This is a genomic window from Streptomyces krungchingensis (genome assembly GCF_054729265.1).
The window spans coordinates 8,506,965-8,527,249 of sequence record NZ_JBPUKY010000001.1 but is presented as its reverse complement, the minus strand read 5'-3'; the positions used below and the strand labels follow the sequence as shown (position 1 = coordinate 8,527,249).

10 protein-coding genes and 1 pseudogene are annotated in these 20,285 nt (G+C 66.6%); 2 read left to right on the top strand and 9 right to left on the bottom strand.

Features of this window, described 5'->3' with window-relative positions; all coding sequences use genetic code 11:
• Window positions 1–183: 183 nt before the first annotated feature.
• A complete protein-coding gene (locus ACSYGO_RS36995) occupies window positions 184–1,398 on the top strand; it encodes a chitinase (protein ID WP_426681602.1) in 1,215 nt (404 codons plus the stop codon).
• A gap of 208 nt (window positions 1,399–1,606) precedes the next feature.
• Here the strand turns inward: ACSYGO_RS36995 and ACSYGO_RS36990 are convergent, their stop codons facing one another.
• Window positions 1,607–3,052, bottom strand: coding sequence for a gamma-aminobutyraldehyde dehydrogenase (locus ACSYGO_RS36990; protein WP_432188997.1), 1,446 nt, complete (start codon window positions 3,050–3,052; stop codon window positions 1,607–1,609).
• Window positions 3,053–3,620: 568 nt separating this feature from the next.
• Here ACSYGO_RS36990 and ACSYGO_RS36985 point away from each other — a divergent pair.
• Window positions 3,621–4,704: pseudogene (locus ACSYGO_RS36985) on the top strand (IS630 family transposase).
• Here the strand turns inward: ACSYGO_RS36985 and ACSYGO_RS36980 are convergent.
• The 8 genes from ACSYGO_RS36980 to ACSYGO_RS36945 form a co-directional block, all read right to left on the bottom strand.
• Window positions 4,701–6,413, bottom strand: a complete 1,713-nt coding sequence (locus ACSYGO_RS36980; RefSeq protein WP_460389271.1) for an Hsp70 family protein — start codon at window positions 6,411–6,413, stop codon at window positions 4,701–4,703. The pseudogene ACSYGO_RS36985 and the gene ACSYGO_RS36980 overlap by 4 nt on opposite strands.
• On the bottom strand, window positions 6,410–7,828 hold the full coding sequence (locus ACSYGO_RS36975; RefSeq protein ID WP_460389269.1) for a hypothetical protein: 1,419 nt from the start codon (window positions 7,826–7,828) through the stop codon (window positions 6,410–6,412). Before ACSYGO_RS36975 ends, ACSYGO_RS36980 begins: the two co-directional genes overlap by 4 nt.
• Window positions 7,825–9,588 (bottom strand): hypothetical protein, encoded by a 1,764-nt coding sequence (locus ACSYGO_RS36970; protein WP_460389267.1) that lies wholly within the window; start codon window positions 9,586–9,588, stop codon window positions 7,825–7,827. Before ACSYGO_RS36970 ends, ACSYGO_RS36975 begins: the two co-directional genes overlap by 4 nt.
• A complete protein-coding gene (locus ACSYGO_RS36965) occupies window positions 9,585–15,020 on the bottom strand; it encodes a DEAD/DEAH box helicase (RefSeq protein WP_460389265.1) in 5,436 nt (1,811 codons plus the stop codon). The genes ACSYGO_RS36970 and ACSYGO_RS36965 overlap by 4 nt, the downstream gene beginning before the upstream one ends.
• Window positions 15,020–15,988 (bottom strand): hypothetical protein, encoded by a 969-nt coding sequence (locus ACSYGO_RS36960; protein WP_460389264.1) that lies wholly within the window; start codon window positions 15,986–15,988, stop codon window positions 15,020–15,022. The genes ACSYGO_RS36965 and ACSYGO_RS36960 overlap by 1 nt, the downstream gene beginning before the upstream one ends.
• Window positions 15,985–18,018: a hypothetical protein gene (locus ACSYGO_RS36955; RefSeq protein ID WP_460389262.1), complete on the bottom strand. Its 2,034-nt coding sequence runs from the start codon at window positions 18,016–18,018 to the stop codon at window positions 15,985–15,987. Before ACSYGO_RS36955 ends, ACSYGO_RS36960 begins: the two co-directional genes overlap by 4 nt.
• Window positions 18,019–18,306: 288 nt before the next feature.
• Window positions 18,307–18,873 carry a hypothetical protein gene (locus ACSYGO_RS36950; protein ID WP_460389260.1) on the bottom strand — a complete coding sequence of 189 codons (567 nt, stop codon included), beginning with the start codon at window positions 18,871–18,873 and terminating at the stop codon, window positions 18,307–18,309.
• A gap of 110 nt (window positions 18,874–18,983) precedes the next feature.
• Window positions 18,984–20,210, bottom strand: coding sequence for a ParB N-terminal domain-containing protein (locus ACSYGO_RS36945; RefSeq protein ID WP_460389258.1), 1,227 nt, complete (start codon window positions 20,208–20,210; stop codon window positions 18,984–18,986).
• Window positions 20,211–20,285 lie beyond the last annotated feature (75 nt).

Here is a 20,285-nt window from a genome sequence, read left to right as displayed (position 1 = left end):
CGGGGGGCGACGGTCCGCCGACGAGGCGGAACCAGGCGGCGGGCTCGCGGCCCGCCCGTGGACGCCCGGGTAAAGAGATTGCATGGTCTAGTCCAAAGTGGTGTTTGGTCTAGTCCAACTCATTGACGTGATCGCGACAGCGCCCGGAAGCTGGGGCCCTTCCCCCACTCCCCTGGAGGCACAGTGAGACGTCTTCGCGCATGCCTGGGCGCCGCGGCCGCGGTGAGCCTGGCCGCCGTCGGCACGACCGCACTCGTCGCGGGCAACGCCTCGGGCGCGACCACCGCGCTCAGCAACCGCTGGTACGCCGCCGCCCCGTATCTGATGCCACTGGACAACGACCCGCCGGACGCGGGCGCCATCATGGACGCGACCGGCCTCAAGGCCTTCCAGCTGGCGTTCATCCTGGCCCCCAACGGCGGTGGCTGCTCGCCGACTTGGGACGGCACCGCGGCGGTCTCCTCGGACACCGCCGTGCAGTCGGTCGTCAACGCCATCCGCGCCAAGGGCGGCGACGTCTCCGTGTCCATCGGCGGATACGGCGGCACCAAGCTCGGTCAGGCCTGTTCGGACCCGGCGTCCACCGCGGCGGCGTACCAGCAGGTCATCACCAAGTACGGCCTGCACGCCATCGACTTCGACCTGGAGGAGCCGGAGTACGAGAACACGGCGGCCATCAGGAACGAGATCGGCGCCGCCAAGATCCTCCAGCAGAACAACCCGGGCCTCTACATCTCCGTCACCACGGCGGGGACGGCGGACGGCACCGGCTGGTTCGGCAAGCAGATGCTGCTGGAGGCGAAGTCCCAGGGGTTCACGCCGAACAACTTCTCCATCATGCCGTTCGACGGCGGCTTCAACGGCGCCGCCTCCCAGACCAGCGCGCTCACCAACTTCAACGCGATCCTCCAGTCCACCTTCGGCTGGGACCAGGCCACCGCCTACGCCCACGAAGGCTTCTCCGGCATGAACGGGCGCAGCGACACCGGCGAGTACTTCTCGCAGGCCGACTTCCAGACGGTGCTGGACTACGCCACCAGCCACAACATGGACCGCTTCACCTTCTGGTCCCTCAACCGCGACCGTCAGTGCACCCCCGCCGACAACGGCGGCCGCACATCGGGCACTTGCTCCAGCGTGGCGCAGAACGCGTGGGACTTCGCCAAGTACTCGGTGAAGTTCGCGGGCGTCACCCCGCCCACCGGCACTCCCACGCCGACCCCGACGCCGACCCCGCCGAACACCGCGTGCAAGACGGCCTGGAGCTCGACGGCGGTCTACACGGCCGGCAACGAGGTCTCGTACAACAAGCACAACTGGAAGGCCAAGTGGTGGACCCAGAACGAGGCGCCGGCAGCCTCGGACTGGGGCCCCTGGCAGGACGAGGGGGCCTGCTGACGGCGGGCGCGGCGGTCGGAGCCGTGCGAGGCGGAGCCGTGCAGCACGGAGCCGTGCGAGGCGGAGCCGTGCGGCTCGCGGCCGTCCGGCGTGGGGCCGGGCACCCAGTCCTCCGGGTGTCCGGCCCCACGCCGTGCCACGCGACGCGCGGCGCAGCGCGTCAGCCGGTCAGCGGGCCAGCCGGTCAGCGGGCCAGCCGGTCAGCTGGTCACAGGGCCGTCATCACGTGCTTGATGCGCGTGTAGTCCTCGAAGCCGTACGCCGACAGGTCCTTGCCGTAGCCGGACTTCTTGAAGCCGCCGTGCGGCATCTCGGCGACCAGGATCATGTGGGTGTTGATCCACACGCAGCCGAAGTCGAGGCGCTTCGACATGCGCATCGCGCGGGCGTGGTCCTTGGTCCACACGGAGGAGGCGAGGGCGTAGTCGACACCGTTCGCCCACTCGACGGCCTGGTCCTCGTCGGCGAAGGACTGGACTGTGACGACCGGGCCGAAGACCTCGTTCTGGACGATCTCGTCGTCCTGCTCCAGACCGGAGACGACGGTCGGGGCGTAGAAGTACCCCTTCTCGCCGACCTGGTGGCCACCCGTCTCCACCTTGGCGTGCGGGGGAAGCCGGTCGACGAATCCGCTCACCTGGGCCAACTGGTTGGCGTTGTTGAGGGGGCCGAAGAGCACGCCCTCCTCGTCGACGCCACCGGTCCTGACGCCGGCGGCGGCCTTCGCGAGAGCGGCGACGAACTCGTCGTGGACGGACTCGTGCACCAGCACGCGGGTCGCGGCCGTGCAGTCCTGTCCGGCGTTGAAGAAGCCGGCGGTGGTGATGCCCTCGACGGCCTGGGCGAGGTCGGCGTCCTCGAACACGACGACCGGCGCCTTGCCGCCGAGTTCCAGGTGGACGCGCTTGAGGTCCTTGGCGGCGCTCTCGGCGACCTGCACGCCGGCGCGCACCGAACCGGTGATGGCGGCCATGGCCGGCACCGGGTGCTCGACCATCAGCTGCCCGGTGGTGCGGTCGCCGCACACGACGTTGAGCACGCCCGCGGGCAGCCCCAGCTCCTCCAGCACGCCACCGACGATCTCGGCGAGCAGCACCGTGGAGGCGGGAGTGGTGTCGGAGGGCTTGAGCACCACGGTGTTGCCGGCGGCGATCGCCGGGGCGAACTTCCACACCGCCGTCATCATCGGGTAGTTCCACGGCGCGACCTGCGCGCACACCCCGATGGGCTCCCGGCGGATGATGGAGGTCAGACCCTCCGCGTACTCCCCCGCCGACCTTCCCTCCAGCATTCGCGCCGCGCCCGCGAAGAAGCGCAGCTGGTCGACCATGGGAACGATCTCCTCGGTCCGCGTGACGGCGCGGGGCTTGCCGGTGTCGCGGCACTCCGCCTCGACGAGTTCCTCGGCACGCGCCTCGACGACGTCGGCGACCCTCAGCAGGAGGCGCTGCCGGGTGCTGGGCGTGGAGTCGCGCCACACGGCGAAGGCCGCCGCCGCGGCCGTCATCGCCGCGTCCACGTCCGCCGCCCCCGACAGCGGTGAACTGGCGTACACCTCGCCGGTGGCGGGGTCGACGACCGGCAGCGTGCGCCCGTCCTCGGCGTCGACGAACCGTCCGTCGATGTAGTTGCGCAGCGTGCGGATCTCGCTCACGACGTTCTGTGCTCCTCGTGGCAGCTCGGGGAAAACGGGTATGGGGAAACCGCCGTCGCGGCGGCTCGCAGGGCGACGCAGTCGGGCAGCGCTCGGGAGGTCCAGCCTCACGCGCGGGCACCGACCCGAGCGACACCTGACCGACGGCCTCATACTGAGGGGTACGCGGTAGGCCAGCGTCTGCGACCCGGGAGTCCTGACCAGGCCGACTCTCTCGCTCTGGAACACAGACGCTAGCCACCATGCGAGGCGCCATGAAGTGGCAGAATCATCCACTACTTAGGTAGCACAAGGATGTTCTGCACACCCTTAGGGACTGGGAGGAGGGAGTTTCCCCTGTTCCGCCACACAGTCGCCATACCACCACACAGCATTCCACGCATGCCGAATTTTCATGAACCTGCACTCATAGGATGAGATTTCCTTCAGGGTAATTGTTGTGCGGCTGCGCTCGCCGCGAGCAAGACCTGAACGGCTCCAGAATCCCAATGCCAATAGATATCAACGCCTAGTGCCCTGAGTCGGGAATTCGCTACATAAGCCTGGGTGCGTTCGGCATGATGATCAGGTGGCAAGGACGGGACGGCCGAAGGCCGAGCTGGTGCTGACCGATGACGAGCGTGAGACGTTGACCCGCTGGGCCAGGCGTCGGACCTCTTCGCAGGCCCTGTCCCTGCGGTGCCGGATCGCGTTGGAGTGTGCAACCGGTGCTTCGAACAAGGATGTTGCAGCCCTGCTGGACGTCGAAGCACACACGGTGAGCAGATGGCGGGCCCGCTTCGTGCGGGACCGACTGGAGGGCCTGACCGACGAGCCTCGCCCGGGTGGGCCCCGCCGATACCCAAGTGGAAGAAGTGGTCGTCAGGACGCTGGAAACCACGCCGAAGGACGCCACGCACTTGTCGACGCGGTCGATGGCCAAGGAGGTGGGCCTCTCTCAGTCGGCCATCACGCGCATCTGGCGGACCTTCGGCCTCAAGCCGCACCTGGTGGACACCTTCAAGCTCTCGAAGGATCCGCAGTTCATCGAGAAGGTCCGCGATGTGGCCGGCCTGTATCTCGCCCCGCCCGAGCATGCGCTGGCGCTGTGTGTGGACGAGAAGACACAGATCCAGGCGCTGGACCGGTCGGCTCCGGTGCTGCCGATGATGCCGGGCATGCCGGAGCGCCGTAGTCACGACTACGTGCGCGGCGGCGTCACCACGCTCTTCGCCGCACTGAACACCGCCACCGGCGGGGTGATCGGCCAGATCCACCGCCGGCACCGTGCCGTGGAGTTCATGAAGTTCCTTGTCCGTATCGACAAGGAAGTACCCGCCGGCCTGGACGTGCATCTGATCTGCGACAACGCCTCGACACATAAGACCCCGGCCATCCAGCGATGGCTGACTACACACCCCCGCTTCCATGTGCACTTCACGCCCACCAGCTTCTCCTGGCTCAACCAGGTCGAGCGGTGGTTCGCCCTGCTGACGGACAAACAGATACGGCGAGGCGTCCACAGGAACGTCCAGTCCCTGGAGAAGGACATCCGCAGCTGAATCAGGACCTGGAACGAAGACCCGAAACCCTTCATCTGGACGAAGACCACAGACGAGATCCTTGAACGCCTCGCCGGATATCTGAAGCGAATTCCCGACTCAGGACACTAGATCCGGTTCTGCGGAACTCCGTTGACCGACAAGTCGGAGTCACGCCCCGGCGACCCGAGCACCTGAGGAAATCGAGGAACGGTGGAGGGTATATTTATCGCCTCGGCCGTCGCGGTTTCACCGCCACCCCCACCGACAAAGGATACCTCTGCGTGGGCGAGCAGACGGGCCAGTTCCCCCTCCAGGCCCTGCTGCAGCGGCGTCCCGTCCTTGCCGAATGAGTCGATCTCCTGCTCCATCAACACCCGCTTGGTGACTTCGTGCGTTACCTTCACTCGCAGGATGCCGCTGTGGTCATATCTGAAATCAACGATCACAGCGTTTCGCTCGGGATCCCGCTCCGGCTTGGGGAGGCGGACTTCAAGCGTTCCCAGAGGAAAAGATCGATCGCTATCGGCCGCGTATCCCGCCTCACCTTCTATGATCTCTACGTTGACGGATCCCGCGTTCGGCCTTGCCGGGGTAAAGCGCCCTTCGCCGCGAGCAGCCAAAGTGCGGTTGCGCTTGATGATGGGGACAAAGCCCTTACGAGCACCAGCTGCGATGGCTGTTCCGAGATCGTAGTTAGTCACCAGGCTGAACCTCGCGCGGTCCATATGGTTATCGAGGGCAGCCGAATAGACAGCCGCGCCCCTGGCCACCGCGGTCATGGGGTGGCAGAGTCCCGCGTCCACGATGCGGTCGGCACCGAGAATGGTCCCAACCGCGTCTCGCGCCTCAGGGATCTGCGACGTCCCACCGATCATGAGCACTGCATCGATCTCGCCCGGACCGATGCCAAGGTCGTCGAGACACTGCTCCAGCGGCTGCATCGCCCGCTCGATTAGAGGAGCCACGGCGGCGGCGTACTCGTTGCGAGATACCGTCAGGCTTGTTCCATACGCCGGCAAGTCGAAGGGAACTTCTCCAATATCCCGCCGGGACAGGGCAATCTTGGTCAACTCGACATCACGTCGCCAGCGGTTACGTTCTTGCAATGTCAGCTTTTCAGGTACCTGTCCAAGTTGCCTCAGGAAGATCCGTGCCAGCGCCTCATCGAACTCCAGCCCACCCAACGCAGCGATACCCCGGGAGGTGAGCTCCTCAAAGTACTTCCCGTCGTAGTGGAGGACGGTGACATCAATGGTGCCACCACCCCAGTCAAAGATGAGCAGTCGGCCTGGGATATCCACGTCCGTGGCATACGAGATAGCTGCAGCTGTCGGCTCATTGAGCAGCGCCTTCACCTTTATGCCCGCAAGACGGGCGGCTGCTCGCGTCCGGTATCTTGCACCGCCTGTCGCGAGAGCAGGCACGGTGACAACCGCCTCAGACAGGTCGAGAAGATGCCTTGACGCGGCTGACTTCATCTGTGCGAACAACGTAGCTGCGGCAGCTGTGCTCCGGAACGGTTCACCTCCGATCCAGACATGATGCTCTTCAAGGAACAGGGATTCCTCGTCGATCTGTTCAGTCCCTGCGGAGCGGGTTCCAAGCATGCGCTTCACCGCATCAACGGGCTCACCCGTTGTCGTCTTGGCAGCCCAGCCAAAGCACAGGGTGCGATCGAAATCCCGGACGGACAGAACGGAAGGAAAGAGGTCCTCGAACTCTGGTTCCCGCCACTGGGCTGGCACATTTCCGCCGTCGACGGGCAGGACCTCGGTCGTTTCTCCGTTGTACCGAGCGACCACCGAGTTACTGGTGCCGAAGTCAATTCCGTACGTCAACTGCTCCTCCGCGGCGGCTGACCGTTGTCGGCTGGGTCGCCGAGCAAGCGTCTGACAATGAATGAAGACGCGATCCGTGGTGCGTCTCGCGCCGCGGGATCACGCCTCGTCGCCTTTCCAGCAACCCTCTCAGGACCGGGCTGACGCTTACTACTTGACTCGCGTCCGGCCGATTCCGAGGGGCCATCCTGTCCAGAAGGATCAGCGCCATCCTCTTGTGAGCCGGGCCGACTGTCGTGCCTCGGCGCCCGGTCGGCTGCGTCTGCGGCACGGGAGAACTCCAGGTCTTTCCCGTGCTGGCGCTGCTTGCGCTGTCCACTCTGCCGCTGATCCGCCTCGCCCGGTGCCAGCTTCATGCTCTTGCGAACGGACTCCGTAGTGACGTACCCATCTGCGTCACCATCCGGCCGCTTTTCCTGCGAAGCCCCCTCGCACCTCTCCGCGGGTGCGTCATTGCGCAGGTTATCCCCACCTGATATCGGCTGCGCCAACGGCGCGGCGCTCTGCTGCGTATGAGTGCTCTCGCCGACCTCTGATGCGCTGGTTCCATCGAGGTCACCCAGACGACCACTACTTCTATTACTTCTGTCCTTCTTATCCTTGTTCGGGTGAGAGGCTCTGCCATACCTCTTTCCCTGAGGCTGCGAGGACTCCGCCGAAGGCAACCGGCGCACCCAGCCGCGTTCGACCACCTGCCCCGTGTCAGCGTCAACGTACGCGGGCGTCACCAGTTCCAAGGCGCCACGATCGGCGTCCTCTTCCGGAGGAAGACCAACGCTGTCCGCCAAGTTGAACAGCGACAGGTCCGTAAGGTCCACCACTCTGCGGAGCCCAGCCCTTGCGAGTTCGGTCCCAATGCGTTCCTGGAGCCGTACCAGTGCGTCGGTCTGCGCAGCTGCGCGGTCGATGACCACAAGCTGCGCGAGGTGCCGCTCCCTGATTCTCATTCCCTCGATCACCGCCGAACGCACGGCCTCGGCGATCTGGCGTTCTACGCCTCGTAGGAACTGAGCATGAAGCTGCGCCTCAGCACCGGCCTCCCCTTGTGCTTTCAAAAGGGCCTCTTCGAGAGACCCCAGCCCTTTCATGAGCGTTGGTTCGACAACCGCGAGGACGGACTTGAGCAGCGCAGCGGCGTCAAAGGTGCCCGGAGCACAGTGGGGATGACCGCTCTTGGTGCAGACGACAACGGGGGCCTGCTTCCTGCCTTCGGCGGGGGAACCGCCACCAGATCCGGCAGGCTTGCTTTGTACCCCCGGGCCGGCCCGCTTCGCCTTGTTCTTACTGGCAGGCGGATTGTTCTTACGGGCAGCCGGGCGCCCATGGCTCTTCGGGTCAGCCTGACGTCCTTTGTTCCCAGCCCTGTTCCCTTTCGGCGCGGGCCGGGCGGTATCTGAGCCCTTCTTCTCGGTCACTCTCTGCCGCTCTCTTGGAAGGGGTATTCGGGGGTGGTCTCACCCACGGGAGGCAAACCCACATTGTCGCACGCAGTCCCAACGATGGCCGCCGCTGCCTGCTGTCTGGCGAACTGACGCTCGTCTTCAGTTGCGGAGGCGGTCTGGCGAGGCAGCGGCAGCGCTCCCCTGCTCAATTCAGGAGCCTCAGTACGTGGGTTCGCCCACTTCTCGGGCATGAGAAGCACGGTGTAGGACGGGACAGACGCATGACCCCGTTCCAAGGCCTCGATGGCGTCCTTCGCCTCGTTGACCAGGGACTCACCGTCCATGTCTAGCGTGCGGCGCAGCTCCCGCCACCGGCCTTTCCAGTCCTCTGCCCCGTCTGTCACGCCAAGGACGAGATACGGGTTCAGGACATGGCTCCGGTCGCGCTGCCGCATCAGTTTGCGCAACACATCGCGGTTGGTTTCCAGGCGGTAACGCGCTTGTCCGGACAGTCTGTCCTCGCGCAGACCACTGCCCGGCTCCGGGCTCAGAGCGTCAAGCGCGTCTTCGTACCGGGGACCGGTGTCGCCGTGCAGGGCGAGGAGGTACGCAATGACGTTCTTTGCCTCCCAGCCCGCGAACGTCCAGGAGCCTTGAAGAGCGTTGGCGTCGTTCCAGGCGGTCCGGAGCATCGTCTCGTACTTCTGGTCCTCGCCCCTGATATGTGCCTGGTGAGCCATTCGGAGAGCCCGCTGGATACGTCGTACCAACAGCCACGGCGCGAACGTCTTGTCCCGGCGCAAGTTGATTGGAGTCTGGGGCGCCAGACGTTCCAGCGCACGCCACAGCCACCTTTTGTCCGCGAGATGTGGTGTGACCCGACCGCTCCGGCTGACTTCCTTGAGGGCACTGATCAACTCTCGCTGGCTACGCGTGAGCCCTGTGTCCTGTTCGAGTACAGAGATGTCACCGTCCGCCAGCCGTGTGTGGAACTCGCGTCGTGCCAGTTCGTCGTGCCAGCCGAGCTCTTCCAACCCCTCTCGATCGACGTCCGACGGAGTCAGCCTGGCTTGGAGGTAAAGACGGCGAGCGCCGTCGTCCGGTATGGCCCGGGCCGTCAGACGTCCGGCGTCGATCAAGTCATCGATCACAGGCAGCGGGAGATATTCCAGCAGCTCCCGCTGCTCATCTGTCCCGACGGTCGAGTACCGCAAGCGCTCGGAATCGGCATACAAACGCCATGCGTGTTCAACGACGCTATCCGGCTCCCGTCCCTCTGGTGGTCTTTGGCCACCCGATTCCTTGTTCGGCAGTCCCTCAAGGAGCAACTGTGCGCGCCTTGCCTGCTCATCGGGAAGTACGGGCATCTGCGCCTGGTGCGCCGCTGCCAGGAGCCTCACTCCTTCAAACGGCGGCAGGAATCTCACAGCCTCCACGACCTCTCTGGCGAGGTCGTCAGCCTTGAGTTCATGCCGATCCCGCTCAAGCGCATCACTCGGGTGACCCGCTTGGCGTGCGGCGCCCGCGATGTCGGCCGCCACTGTCAGGGCGTCCTGCCAGCGCTCCTCGGTTTCGAAGCCCGCGGGGAGCGCGGACTTCGGCGGCGTCGTCCCACCCTCGCCGGCCGAGGCTGGAGGTTCATTTGCGGCTGCTCCGCCGCGCGTTCTGTCCGCGATCAGCGCCATGCGCCGGCTGCGTTCGCGTTCCAGCAGCTGCTGGCGGGTGAGCGTCTCCCGCGCTGGCGTACCGCCGGTCGCCTGGTCGGCGTGGGAGAAGAGGGACTCAGCGGTCACAGCTCCCCCTCTGCGAACTTAACGAGATCGGTGGTCACCGCCGCCGGGATCCGGTCCAGGCAGTAGGCGTCGACGAAGGCCACATGCCGGGCAAGGCCGTTGTCGCTGACGTGGTCAGAGATTCTCTTCAGACGCGGCGCCATACAGTCAGCGAGAGCGGCCTCCAGTGGATGCTTCACGACGACGGCTACGGCCTCCTCACCGAAGTCTGCCTCCGCCAGAGCGATTTTGCCCAGCGGCGTCTCCAGGATTCGCGCTTCCAGTTCCGACCGGTCTTCAGCCCACCGCTCCAAGAGCTTCCCGTGAAGTCCGCAGTCAACGAAGAGCGGGATGCCTCGAAGTACACCGATGAGATCGCGCGCGAGCCTCCAGTCCAGCAACGGGTGGATGCGCATGTTGGAGTAGTCGCGCAAGCACCGGTAGCAAGATCCTCCGCATGTGTCAGCGTGCTCCCCGCGGAGGGCGTTCGTGTACTCGTCTACGGCGTCCAGGAACTCCTCGATATGCTCCGCCGAACCGAGGTGGGTACTGAAGCCCGCGCCGTTTTCCAGGCTGTCGGCGAGGTACGCCATGACAGGTGAGGCCGCGGAGGCGGAACCATGAATGCCGGAGAGGAGTTCCTCTGGCTGCACATCCAGGAGTGGTGCGGCAGCGCGGCGCAGCAGGGCAGCCAGGGAATACCAGGCAGCACGACGCCCGTGGTAGGTGTCGGGGAATCCGCTGGGCTGCTTGGACTGCGACATGTCGAATCTCAGGCCGCGCGCGGAGTCGAGTGCTTCCCGCGCCCCGACGAACACCATGTCCGTGTGTTCGGTCGCTCCCAGCGCGGTTTCAATGTCGGACGACGCACGCGGACTGTTGACGACGTGGTACCCCTTCCACGGGAACCCCGCCTTCTTGAAGCGGAAGAGACGGCCGTTGTTGCTGTTCACCGTGTACCGGTCGCCGGTGCCCGAGTGGACCACAAGCCAGTCGTCAACCGACCGTACGACCCGGGGCGCGTCAGTCTCCAGGTTGGCAGCAGTGCGCGGCGTCGCACTGCTGCTGCCCCACTCGCGGACTCCGTCGTAGTCACGGGGCTCGCCAGCGCGGAAGCCAGCCGGCTCGCGTACCGGGAACGCGGTGTAATTGCGACCGCTCGCCCCGCACGCGGGGCATGTCTGTGCTTCCGTTCCGTCCTCCACGACCTGGATGTGAGCGCACAGGCGGCACATGGCAAGCGTTCTCTCGGGCCCGAAGGGTTCCTCCGCCGCTTTGGGCGAGCGAAGACCCGGCGTGAAGTCGACAACACCCATGGACTGGTACAGACGGCCGTCCCGCGGAGTCTCCGATCCCGGAGCGAACTTGGTCAGCGCAACGGTGAGATTGCGGTTCACCGCGCCGGACGGCGGCCAGGGGAAGTTCTGCCGCGGCAGCTCCGTGTACAGCAACCGGGCCCGGGTCGGGAAGCCGAACATGGGGAGAAGTCCTGACTCGGCAAGGCGCTGGCTGAGATCCGGATGGCCGGTGACCGTCCCGGCCACGTCGTCAATCTCGTCCAGCATTTCTTTGACGCAGGCGATCGGGTCGATGGAGGCCACAGGTTCGGGGGTGTGGGACTGCAACGCCTTCGACGCGGCTGCCACCGCTTCCCGATTGCGGTCAACCCACCTTCGGACAGCCTCTCGGTGTCCCGGCCAGGCGCTGGCGAGACCGAACTGACCGTGGACGTTGCGGGTCATGTCGGAGTCGGCCTTACCTCCTCCGCCCGTCACGGCACCGAATGCCTGGCGGAGCACTTCGCCGAGAAGTACGCGCTTGTAGATGGACCGCATACCAAGGGCGAGATACGGGGGCGGGGTCGGTGCGTTCGTGATCTCCTCGGGTTTCGCGAAATAGTGCTCGTCATGGCTACGTCCCCGGCACACCGTCAGGGCCGTTGCGGTGACGGTGTCACGACGGCCCGCCCGGCCAACGCGCTGCTGGTAGTTGAACCGCGTAGGCGGCATGTTTGCCAGGAGAACGGTGTTGAGCGAGCCGACGTCCACGCCGGCCTCCATCGTTGTCGTCACGGACAGCACCTCGATGCCGTCCGCTTCGCGAACATCATCCTCGCCGATGTAGACGTCCTGGAATCGGGCCTGCCGCGACTGAGCCTCCAGCCGGTCGGTTTGGCCAGTGAGTTCAACGGCGCGCAGCGGAAAGTTGCCCGTACCGCTCTCCGCTTTCCAGGCGTAGTAGTCGTCGTTGAGCGCCCCGCTGAACTTGGCAGGCTCAGCGGGCAACTCGGTGCGGCACTTGGTGCAGCTCAGGGTCCCCTGGTGGAGGTGCGGCCGGCGGCAGCTCGGGCAAATCCACACCCTCCCGTCACCGGAGCGCAGAGCAACCTTTGACGGGTCAACGGTGTACTGGATCACCGCCTGACCCCACACGGCCAGTACTCGGTCCTTAATCGCCTCGGCGTCGCCGCCATAGCGCTGGGCAAGATGCTGCCAGTAGCGGAACAGCGGCGCCGGGGGCTTCTCGGATCCGGCACGAAGGCCCGTGAAGCGCCGCATATGACCGAGAATGCGCAAGCTGGTACGGGCTAGCGCCATGTCGGAGTCCGGAGTCAGGTCCGGCGGCAGCCGGTCAGTCGCCAGGCTGAGCCAGCCCAGTCCCAGGGATTCGAAGTCCCGTCCCGCGCTGGAGAAGAGCCCTAGCAGGAATTCCCGTCCGAGACGGTCTTCGAGCCGCTTGAGCAACTCTTCCTGTGCAGGCTCGAGGCCGCTGCGGATCCCCTTGTCACCTTTCCAGTCAAAGAGCGAGGTCCACCGTATTCCGTCGGCTTCCTGGAGAGAGGCGGCTGGACCGCCTGGATTGATCCCGTGCTCAAGGACGAGTCCACGAAGGTCATACCGCAGGTCCGTAAGCGACGGCAGGCGGCCGAGAACGGACTCCAGCTCGGGCTGTCGGTCGGGCTGCGCCATGGGGTCGTCCGTCAGGATGTCCTTGAGTTCGGCGAACTCGCGCGGGTGGCGATCACGCAGCCTCCCAGCAGACGCGATGAACCGATCCCGGTCGGCCGTCTGACCCGCGTAGTGGGCTTTGACAAGCTGAAGGTCGGCGAACGGCTCCCCCTGCTCCGCTACAGCCCGGGCGGTCAGCAGCCGCAAAAGGTCCTGGTAGTGACGCAGCGCGAGACCGCTGGCGAGCTCCGAAGCGTCGTCACGGCTGTCGGAGAACGCGATGACGTTGCGCTCGTCCTCGGGCATGTGTCCGATCGCTTCGGAAGTCAGCACCTGGTTGATCTTGTCGAAGCCGGTACGCATCCGGCGTACTGGGGCACTGCGCAGGCGCTCTTCGAGATCAAGCCACTTCCCATCCCTGCCTCGCCGCGTCTCCCAGTCATCGCCGCAGGCCGGGCAACGAGTGGGAAACGCGCGCATGCCGCGCAGGTCGAGCTGTGACTTGCCGTCTTTGGCGCGGTCAGGAACCACATGGAACGACCATCCCGTGGGGGCGGCCTTGTCGTTGGCGAGACGGCCGGTTCCCGGGTGGTACTTACTAGCCCGGAACTCGAAGGTGGCTGTGGGTCCTTGGTTAAGCCGCGACACCTGCCAGTTGGAGCTGTCCAGGCCGAGCGGATTCTTGCTTGGCCAGTAGACGATGTAGTTACCCGCGTTCGGTGCACCGGTGGCCGTATCAGGCAGCTGGTCGAACTCCGGGTAGTCGGTGTGCAGGGCGCCTCGGAAGGAGTCCTTGCCAAGAAGGGAGGGCGCGGTGTATCCGCCGAGCATGACGTCGCCGCAGTTCTGGCAGTAGAGCAGTTCAAGCACGCGGGCACCGCAGGTGCAGCGGGAGGTCGGTTCCCGGAAGAGGCGTCCTACTCGGCGGCCCTCTTCCTTCTCTACCGGCACATGGGGGCACTCCGGATCTGAGCAGGCCCAGATGCCGTCGATGTTGCGGAAGAACATGTGTGCGCGGAGCTTGGGGAAGGCGCCGCTGTCGGCCCTGCTGAGGGCGCGCAGGAGTCCGTGCAGTGCCTTGCTCTGCGTGTCAGCGCTCTTGAGTTCCGGGAACAGGTCGGCTGCAATGGCGGGCATCGGGACAGCCCTCGGCTTGCCTTCTGGCGCGAGAACGCGTGCCAGGGCATCTCCTGCGGCGGATCGCGACAGCAGCGCGACCGCTTCGTCCTTGTCGAGGTCCTGTTCAGCGGCCTCGGCCAGCTCACTCGCGTGCGCGGACAGGTCGACGGGGCCGGCCGGGGGAAGTTGAAGCGCCCCCGGGATCACCCGGTGTCGTCCTTTCGGCAGCGCGAAGAAGGACTCCAGGAAGTCGTTGTCGCGTCCCGCTTCCAGTGAGGCGGACGCGGCGAGCACCCGGAACTTGTCCGGGGCCTCGTCCAGGCCCAGGCGGTGGCGCAGGTTGCGCAGCATGTACGCCACCTCGGTGCCTGCGGTGCCGCGGTACATATGCAGCTCGTCGAGCACCAGGGTGAAGCGTGCCCCCGGCGTGCTGTGCAGCCAGCGGCGCGTCGACTCGAACATGGGGGCTTCCTGCGGGCGCAGGAGCATGATGTTGAGCATCGAGTAGTTGGTGACCAGGATGTCCGGCGCGGCCGCCTGCATGTCCCAGCGCGCATGCATCTCGGCCCCGCCGAGACGGGGGATGAAGTCGTGGATGTCGCTGCCCGCCCGCTGCTGGCGGCCGTCGAGTTCCTGCATGTACTCACGCAGCCGTGTCCTGGCCGGCATCGAACTGGAGTCCCCTGCGACGGGGGTGGCCCCTGTGTAGCGGCCGAAGTAGAACCGGTGGCCCTTGCGGTGCTGGTCCAGCCAGGCCCGTGCCGGGTTGCTGTCGAGGGCGCGTCGCAGGCGTACGAGCTGGTCGTCGGCGAGCGCGTTGGTCGGATACAGGATGAGCGCTCGCACGGCGGCCGGATGACCGTGTTCGTCCTTGCGGCTCGGCTCGAAGTCCGCACCCCGGCGCCACCAGGCCGGTTGTGGAGCACCGTTTCCGCTCCAGCCCACTGACTCCCCGACGAGATCGGCGATGACGGGCAGCATGAATGCCTCGGTCTTGCCAGAACCGGTTCCCGCAGTCACCACGAAGTCACGGCCTTCACCGCTGGCGGCGACGAGTGCCTCATGCTGATGCTGGTAAAGGCTGTCGACGCCTTGGGGCATCGCGAACTGGGCGAAGTCGGCTGCCTGCGGATGTGCTCCGGCCTCACGGAAGGACTCAGAGAGCGGCATACCGCTTGACACGTACTGCGGCCGGAGCTCCAGCAGGGGCTCGCGCCAGGCTCCGCCGTCCTTGTCCAGCAAGTCACGCCGCTCCTGCATGATGGAGCGGTCTTCGACCCCGAAGGGTGTGTCGTAGTAGCGCATCAGAGCTGTCCTGAGCGCCTTGAACGTGCTGGGAATGTCGGTGCCAGAGACGTTCGTTGCCCCGGCCGTGTTGTCCGCCATCAGTTCGCCTTCCCGGTGGCCGTGAGCGGGTGGTGGATTTCCAGCTCCTGCCGCAGGGAGCGGGTGAGACGTTCAGCGGCCGCGCGCGGAACGTTGTCATAGCGGACCGTCCGGGCAACGCTGCTGAAGCGGGGCTGGAGCCCGGTGCACAGCACCGCGGCCCGCGCGTGCAGCGGCGGAAGCGGTGCACCCCAGTCCACGAAGAGCGTGCCGACGCGTTCACGTCCGGCCCCCGTTTCCGGCTGCCACCGGACCGCGTTCACCCCCGTGCGCTCCAGCTCCAGGTACACGCCGACCTCGTGCTCGGTGCTGTGGAACTCGGCGCCGCGCCGGACCTGCACGAGTTTGGACCAGTCGGCCCCGCGCCACCGGTAGAGACCCTCTTCGTTGTAGGACTCCGCGGGTTCATAGGAACGCTTGACCGGGTCGTACTTCTCGACGGTCTGCGCGTTGCCCGGTGCGGGTGAGGCGGCAAGAGGCCCGGCATCGAGGTCCGGCAGCAGCGAAAAGGTCTGCAACGCCGCGCAAGGGGTGTAGGCGCAGCCGAGAGCCGCCGCCCTCTCGGGCAGCTCGTCCGGGGTGTCGTACTGGATGAGCAGTGACGTCGGCACGGGGATGTCCCCTTCTGCGGTCTCGTTAGCGACGCTCAGCACGACGGCCCACTCGTCGGCCGCAGCGGCGATCTCTCGCTCCAGCGCCGCGGTTCGCCGTCCCGCGATCAGTGCCAGCCCGTCCGAGAACGGCAGGCACGTCAGGACAGGCGGAGCTACCGACCACACCCCGCGCCTCCAGTCCACGTCGAGGTGGCCGAGCGCGGACATGTCCCGGATCCAGCGGCCTTCGGCACCCTGCCGGATGTCCAGTCCCCGACTGCGCGCGGTCCGCAGGACGCCCGCTCGCAGGTCTGCCACCTTGCCGCCGCCGAGCTCGCTGGCCCAGCGCATCAAGAGGTCCCCCATTGTCGTCACTTCCCAGCCTCCTCAGCGCGACGTACGAACGACTGCCACAGCGGATCCCTGCTGCCCTCAGCAGCGTCCAGCACCGCTGCCACCCACCCCCGGTGCTCCGGCCCCGGTATGAAGTCCGGCTCTTCCGGGTCCGCTGCTTCCGCGTGCCAGGCGCCGCGCCGGAACTGAAGGATCCAGCCTCCGCGACCCCGGAGCTCGATCTCGAAGTAGTAGTCGGAGGGGGCATCCGGCAGCCGGTCCCACCAGGCCGGCGTGACGGGTTCGGAGACCTCCCACGCCCGCCCGTCAGCCGCGACGAACACGGTCTTGTCCGCACCCCGGCGGCAGAACACGACGCGCGGCACGGCACCCTGCCCCGCGCCGTCCAGCTGAGCTCCGCGCACCAACCCCGCGTCCACGCGCCGAGCTACCGGGAAGGAGCCCGCTCGGTGGCCAGTCAGCGCGAACCCCGCGACGAGTTCAGGCTCTGCCGCCGCCGGCGCTTCCTCAGCCGTGAGGAAACTGATCTCGGTGTCTTCGACCTCTATCCGGTGCTTGCCAGGTGCAAGCCTTCTCTGCCACAGACTGACGGGCATTCCACGGGTCGGGAACGGCGGGTCAGGCAGCTCCCCATCGAGCAGGGCCTCGCCGATCGCACCGTCAGGGAGGACCAGCTCCGGCTCCGCGCCCGAGAGATACAAGTGCTTGTTGAACTTCGGGGCGAGGGGCAGGCCGCCCTGCAGATAAGCCTTGTACTGCGGTGACGGCTGCACCGCGAGCATGGCGCCCTTGACTTCGCGGATCGCCTGTCGCAACGTCACCGCGTCGTTGAAGATCACTCGGTGGTGCAGCGTCCAGCCTTGAGGCATCCACGGCAGTCGGCCAGGCTCCCGGCGGCGGCCGGGAGAGGCAGCCCGGGCCAGGACGGTCTCGACGTCACGCTCGGCCTCCTGGGCGGCTAGCAGCATGTGCTCTTCCCCGGGGACGAACCTGTCCACGCTGGTGAGGCAGTCCAGGTCGTTGTTCTGCCGCAGGAGCACCAGGGACGAGGCCGGTCGGCCAACAGCGATCCCCTGCCCTGACAGCTGGAGACCACCGCGCAGCGTGCGGTCATCGGGGAGTTTCAGGCCGTCGAGACTGTAGTACTCGGACTCGCCCAACCGTCTCATGCGGACACCGCCTGAGAGTTCGTACTCCTCCTCGCCCGACCGGGAAAGCCGGGCCAGCCAGCCCAGCTTGCGGTTCTCGTAGCGCACCAGCAGCTCTGCCCGCGGGACACCGTGCTGAACGAAGTGCGGTGAACCGTCCCAGATATTGGCGAAGTTCCCGAGGATCTTCTCGACGAGGGGACGGAAGTCCGCGTCCTCGGCCGCCCCCCTGAACCCCGGAGAGAAGTGGTAGACCTGACCCCACGTCTTCAGATAGTCCACCAGGACAGCTCCGGGCAGAGGCCAGGCCGAACCGTGGTGCCGCCGTACCGCTTCGAAGAACTTCGGAAGCTGCTGCCGGTCCGTCGCCCGAAGCATGGCCTGGGACAGCGCGTAACCGATGCGCGCCTGGTTGGGCGGAAGGTCTCCCGGCGAGGGGATGGTGCAGATTCCCCTGTAGGCGCCCCACTGGTGCTGCCAGGAGGCCAGCCGCTGCCACATGCCCGCCACAGCCCGGTACTTGGCCGAAGTGAGCGCACCGTCAGTTCCACCGAGCAGCTGGGCGAAGTGGCTGTGGTAGTTGGTAGCCCGCCTCACCCCGTCGTTGGCCATACGGGTGGCCGCGATCACCGAACACGCGAGGAGCGGGAGCACGGCGGGGGCATGGTCGTCGTGGCGCTTGGAGCTCTCGTACTTCTCAACCGCTTCATACGGCTTCGGGTCGTCGGGGCGTATGACGCGGCGCACCGCTTCCACGAGAGGCACTTCGAGACCGTTCTGGCCTTGTATGGCCGCGGCCTCGTCGTCATCTAGGTACATCACAACCGGATGACCGTCCCAAGCCGGGCTGAAGAATGCCTCTTCCAGCACCTTCTGCCACGACGCGTACGGATTGAAATCCACGTTCTGCCTCGGCTCCCCGTCCGATTCCTTCTGACATGACTGCACTCGCCACCACGGCGCACAGTCGCGAAGCGGAACCCCCCACCCACACAATCTGCACCCTATGGACCACCAGTGATAGCGCATGGTTGCGCTTATGTGGATGGCAGTTCCAACTAAAGATACGAACTCACCTGCCAGCAGCAGAAAAGAGAGCGCATATAGCTATATATCGACCCCAGGAACACGTCCAGAAGTGCTGCGTGCTGCCCTCCCGCCCCGGCGAGGACCCGTCAGGACACCCTTGGGTCAACCGACCTTCTTCCACTCCTGGCACCGGTTGGTCTTTAAGTACTCGCCGCTGTTGAGCGTCACGCGGCCGGGACCCTCCAGGTTGTTGTTCGCGATGATCGAGCCGAACTCTCCGCTGGCGTCCTTCGCTCGCTCCCAGTAGCAGCCGAACTCGTCCCCCGGACCAGCCGTCTTGTAGGTGCCGGCCTTGATGTCCTCGCCGACGAGGTACTCCCCCTCCCCGGAGAAGGTGGTCGCGAGGCCGGGCTCCTGCGTCTTCTTGGGCTTCGCGGCGACCGTCTTCGTGACGGTCGGCGCCGGCTCGGGGTCGGCCGCCGCGGCGGTCTCGGTGACGGTGACCGTCGGGCGAGGAGCAGACTTCGTCTCGGCCGTCCCCTTACCCGTCTCCGCCGAGCCGTTGCTCGTACCGATGCCGACTCCGATGAACAGGGACGCCAGGGCGACCGCTCCGTACTTCAGCCACGGTCTGCGGCGCTGCGCGGACTGTCCGGGACCGGCGGGCGTGCCGAGGCCGAAGGCGTTCTGGGGACCGTCGGACTGAGGGGTGGGTTGCTGGAAGGTCATGGCAGTGCTCCGTTTCTGTTGTAGGTGGCCGAGCGTTGGGCGGCCGTCCGATGTCGTTGGGTTCGGCGCGGGCGATGCCGCGTCGCTCCGCGTGGCGGGCGAGGCGTGGCTCAGAGGCCGCGGATCTTCCGCCCCGCCTCAGTGGCGGGGTAGATGATCGCGTCGGCGACACGGCCTCCGGAGCCCTTGACACCGCCGCTGAAGTTGAGGCGGCCGGAGGTGCCGGCCTTGGCGGCGACACCGTCCCAGTAGGTCGCCTCGCGCTCCCAACGGATGCCGTCGAGCAACCGGTCCAGTTCCTCGGCGCCGATGCGGGAGGCGGCTTCGCTCCACGGCATGGCGTGGTGGGCGGCGATGCCGACTCCCGCGAGTACGGCGGGCGCGGTGAGGGCGCTGCGGCCAGCGAAGGCGGGGAACCGCTCGGAGATCAGCCTCGCCAGCAGCGGCACGACGACGGCCTCGGCCTCCTCGGCCCTGGCACCGGCGGGCAGTTCGTCCTCGTGCACCGACTCGGCGGAGCGGGCGAGACCGCCATTGCCGTAGATGGCGGTGATGACGAGGGCGCGCAGCGCGGAGAGCGTGACGACCTCGCGGTCGCCAGCCGAGACCTGCCGCTTGCTGGAGTTGACCAGCCTGCCGAACGACACTCGCTGCCCGCCGACCTCGACCTTCACAGAGTCGGCGACGACATGTGCGAGCCGCGTGCCGAAGTCCCGCCGGTCCATGGACATGGCCAGATTTTTGGCGACGGCGACGCCCTGGACGTTGCGATCGTAGAAGATCTGCCGCGCGTCCGCAGGAGCGAGACCGACGTAAAGCTCGAACGGGAGGCGCACCCGGGCGAGTTCCGGGTACGTCAGGCCGTACGTCTCGGGGTCGTCGTACAGGTCGTGCCACGCGGCGGTCTGCGTCTCGCCGTCGATGGCGACGACCATCGTGCCTGGCGTGACGGTGAGCGTGCGCACGCCGCTGCCCGGTACGAGCTCGTCGCTGATCGCGGCGAGCGGTCCGGCGTGCCACAGGGTGATCGGCGGCGTGGACCAAGCAGCGCCCAGCTCGCCCTTCAGGCCGACGGCGATGTACTCGGCGTACGGCCCGACGTTCTTGCCCTTCTGCGAGGACTTCAGCGTCCGCTGCACGGTCGCCCGCAGCTCGGCGTGGCGGCGCACCAGGCCCGAGGCAGCCTTCAGCTTCCTCGGATCCTCCTCGGCTCGCGGCGACGGTACGAGCTGAACGAGCGTGGGCACGGACAGCGTTCCGACGACGGCGTCGTCGCGGAACGGCATCACGGTGAGCTGGGTTCCTTCGACGACGGCGGTCGGCATGGTGAGGCGCATGAGACTCCCCCGGCGTTCTCGGACAGACAGGCACGGACCGCGCCTGCGGTGGCTTCTCCCCGTGGTGCCGGATCG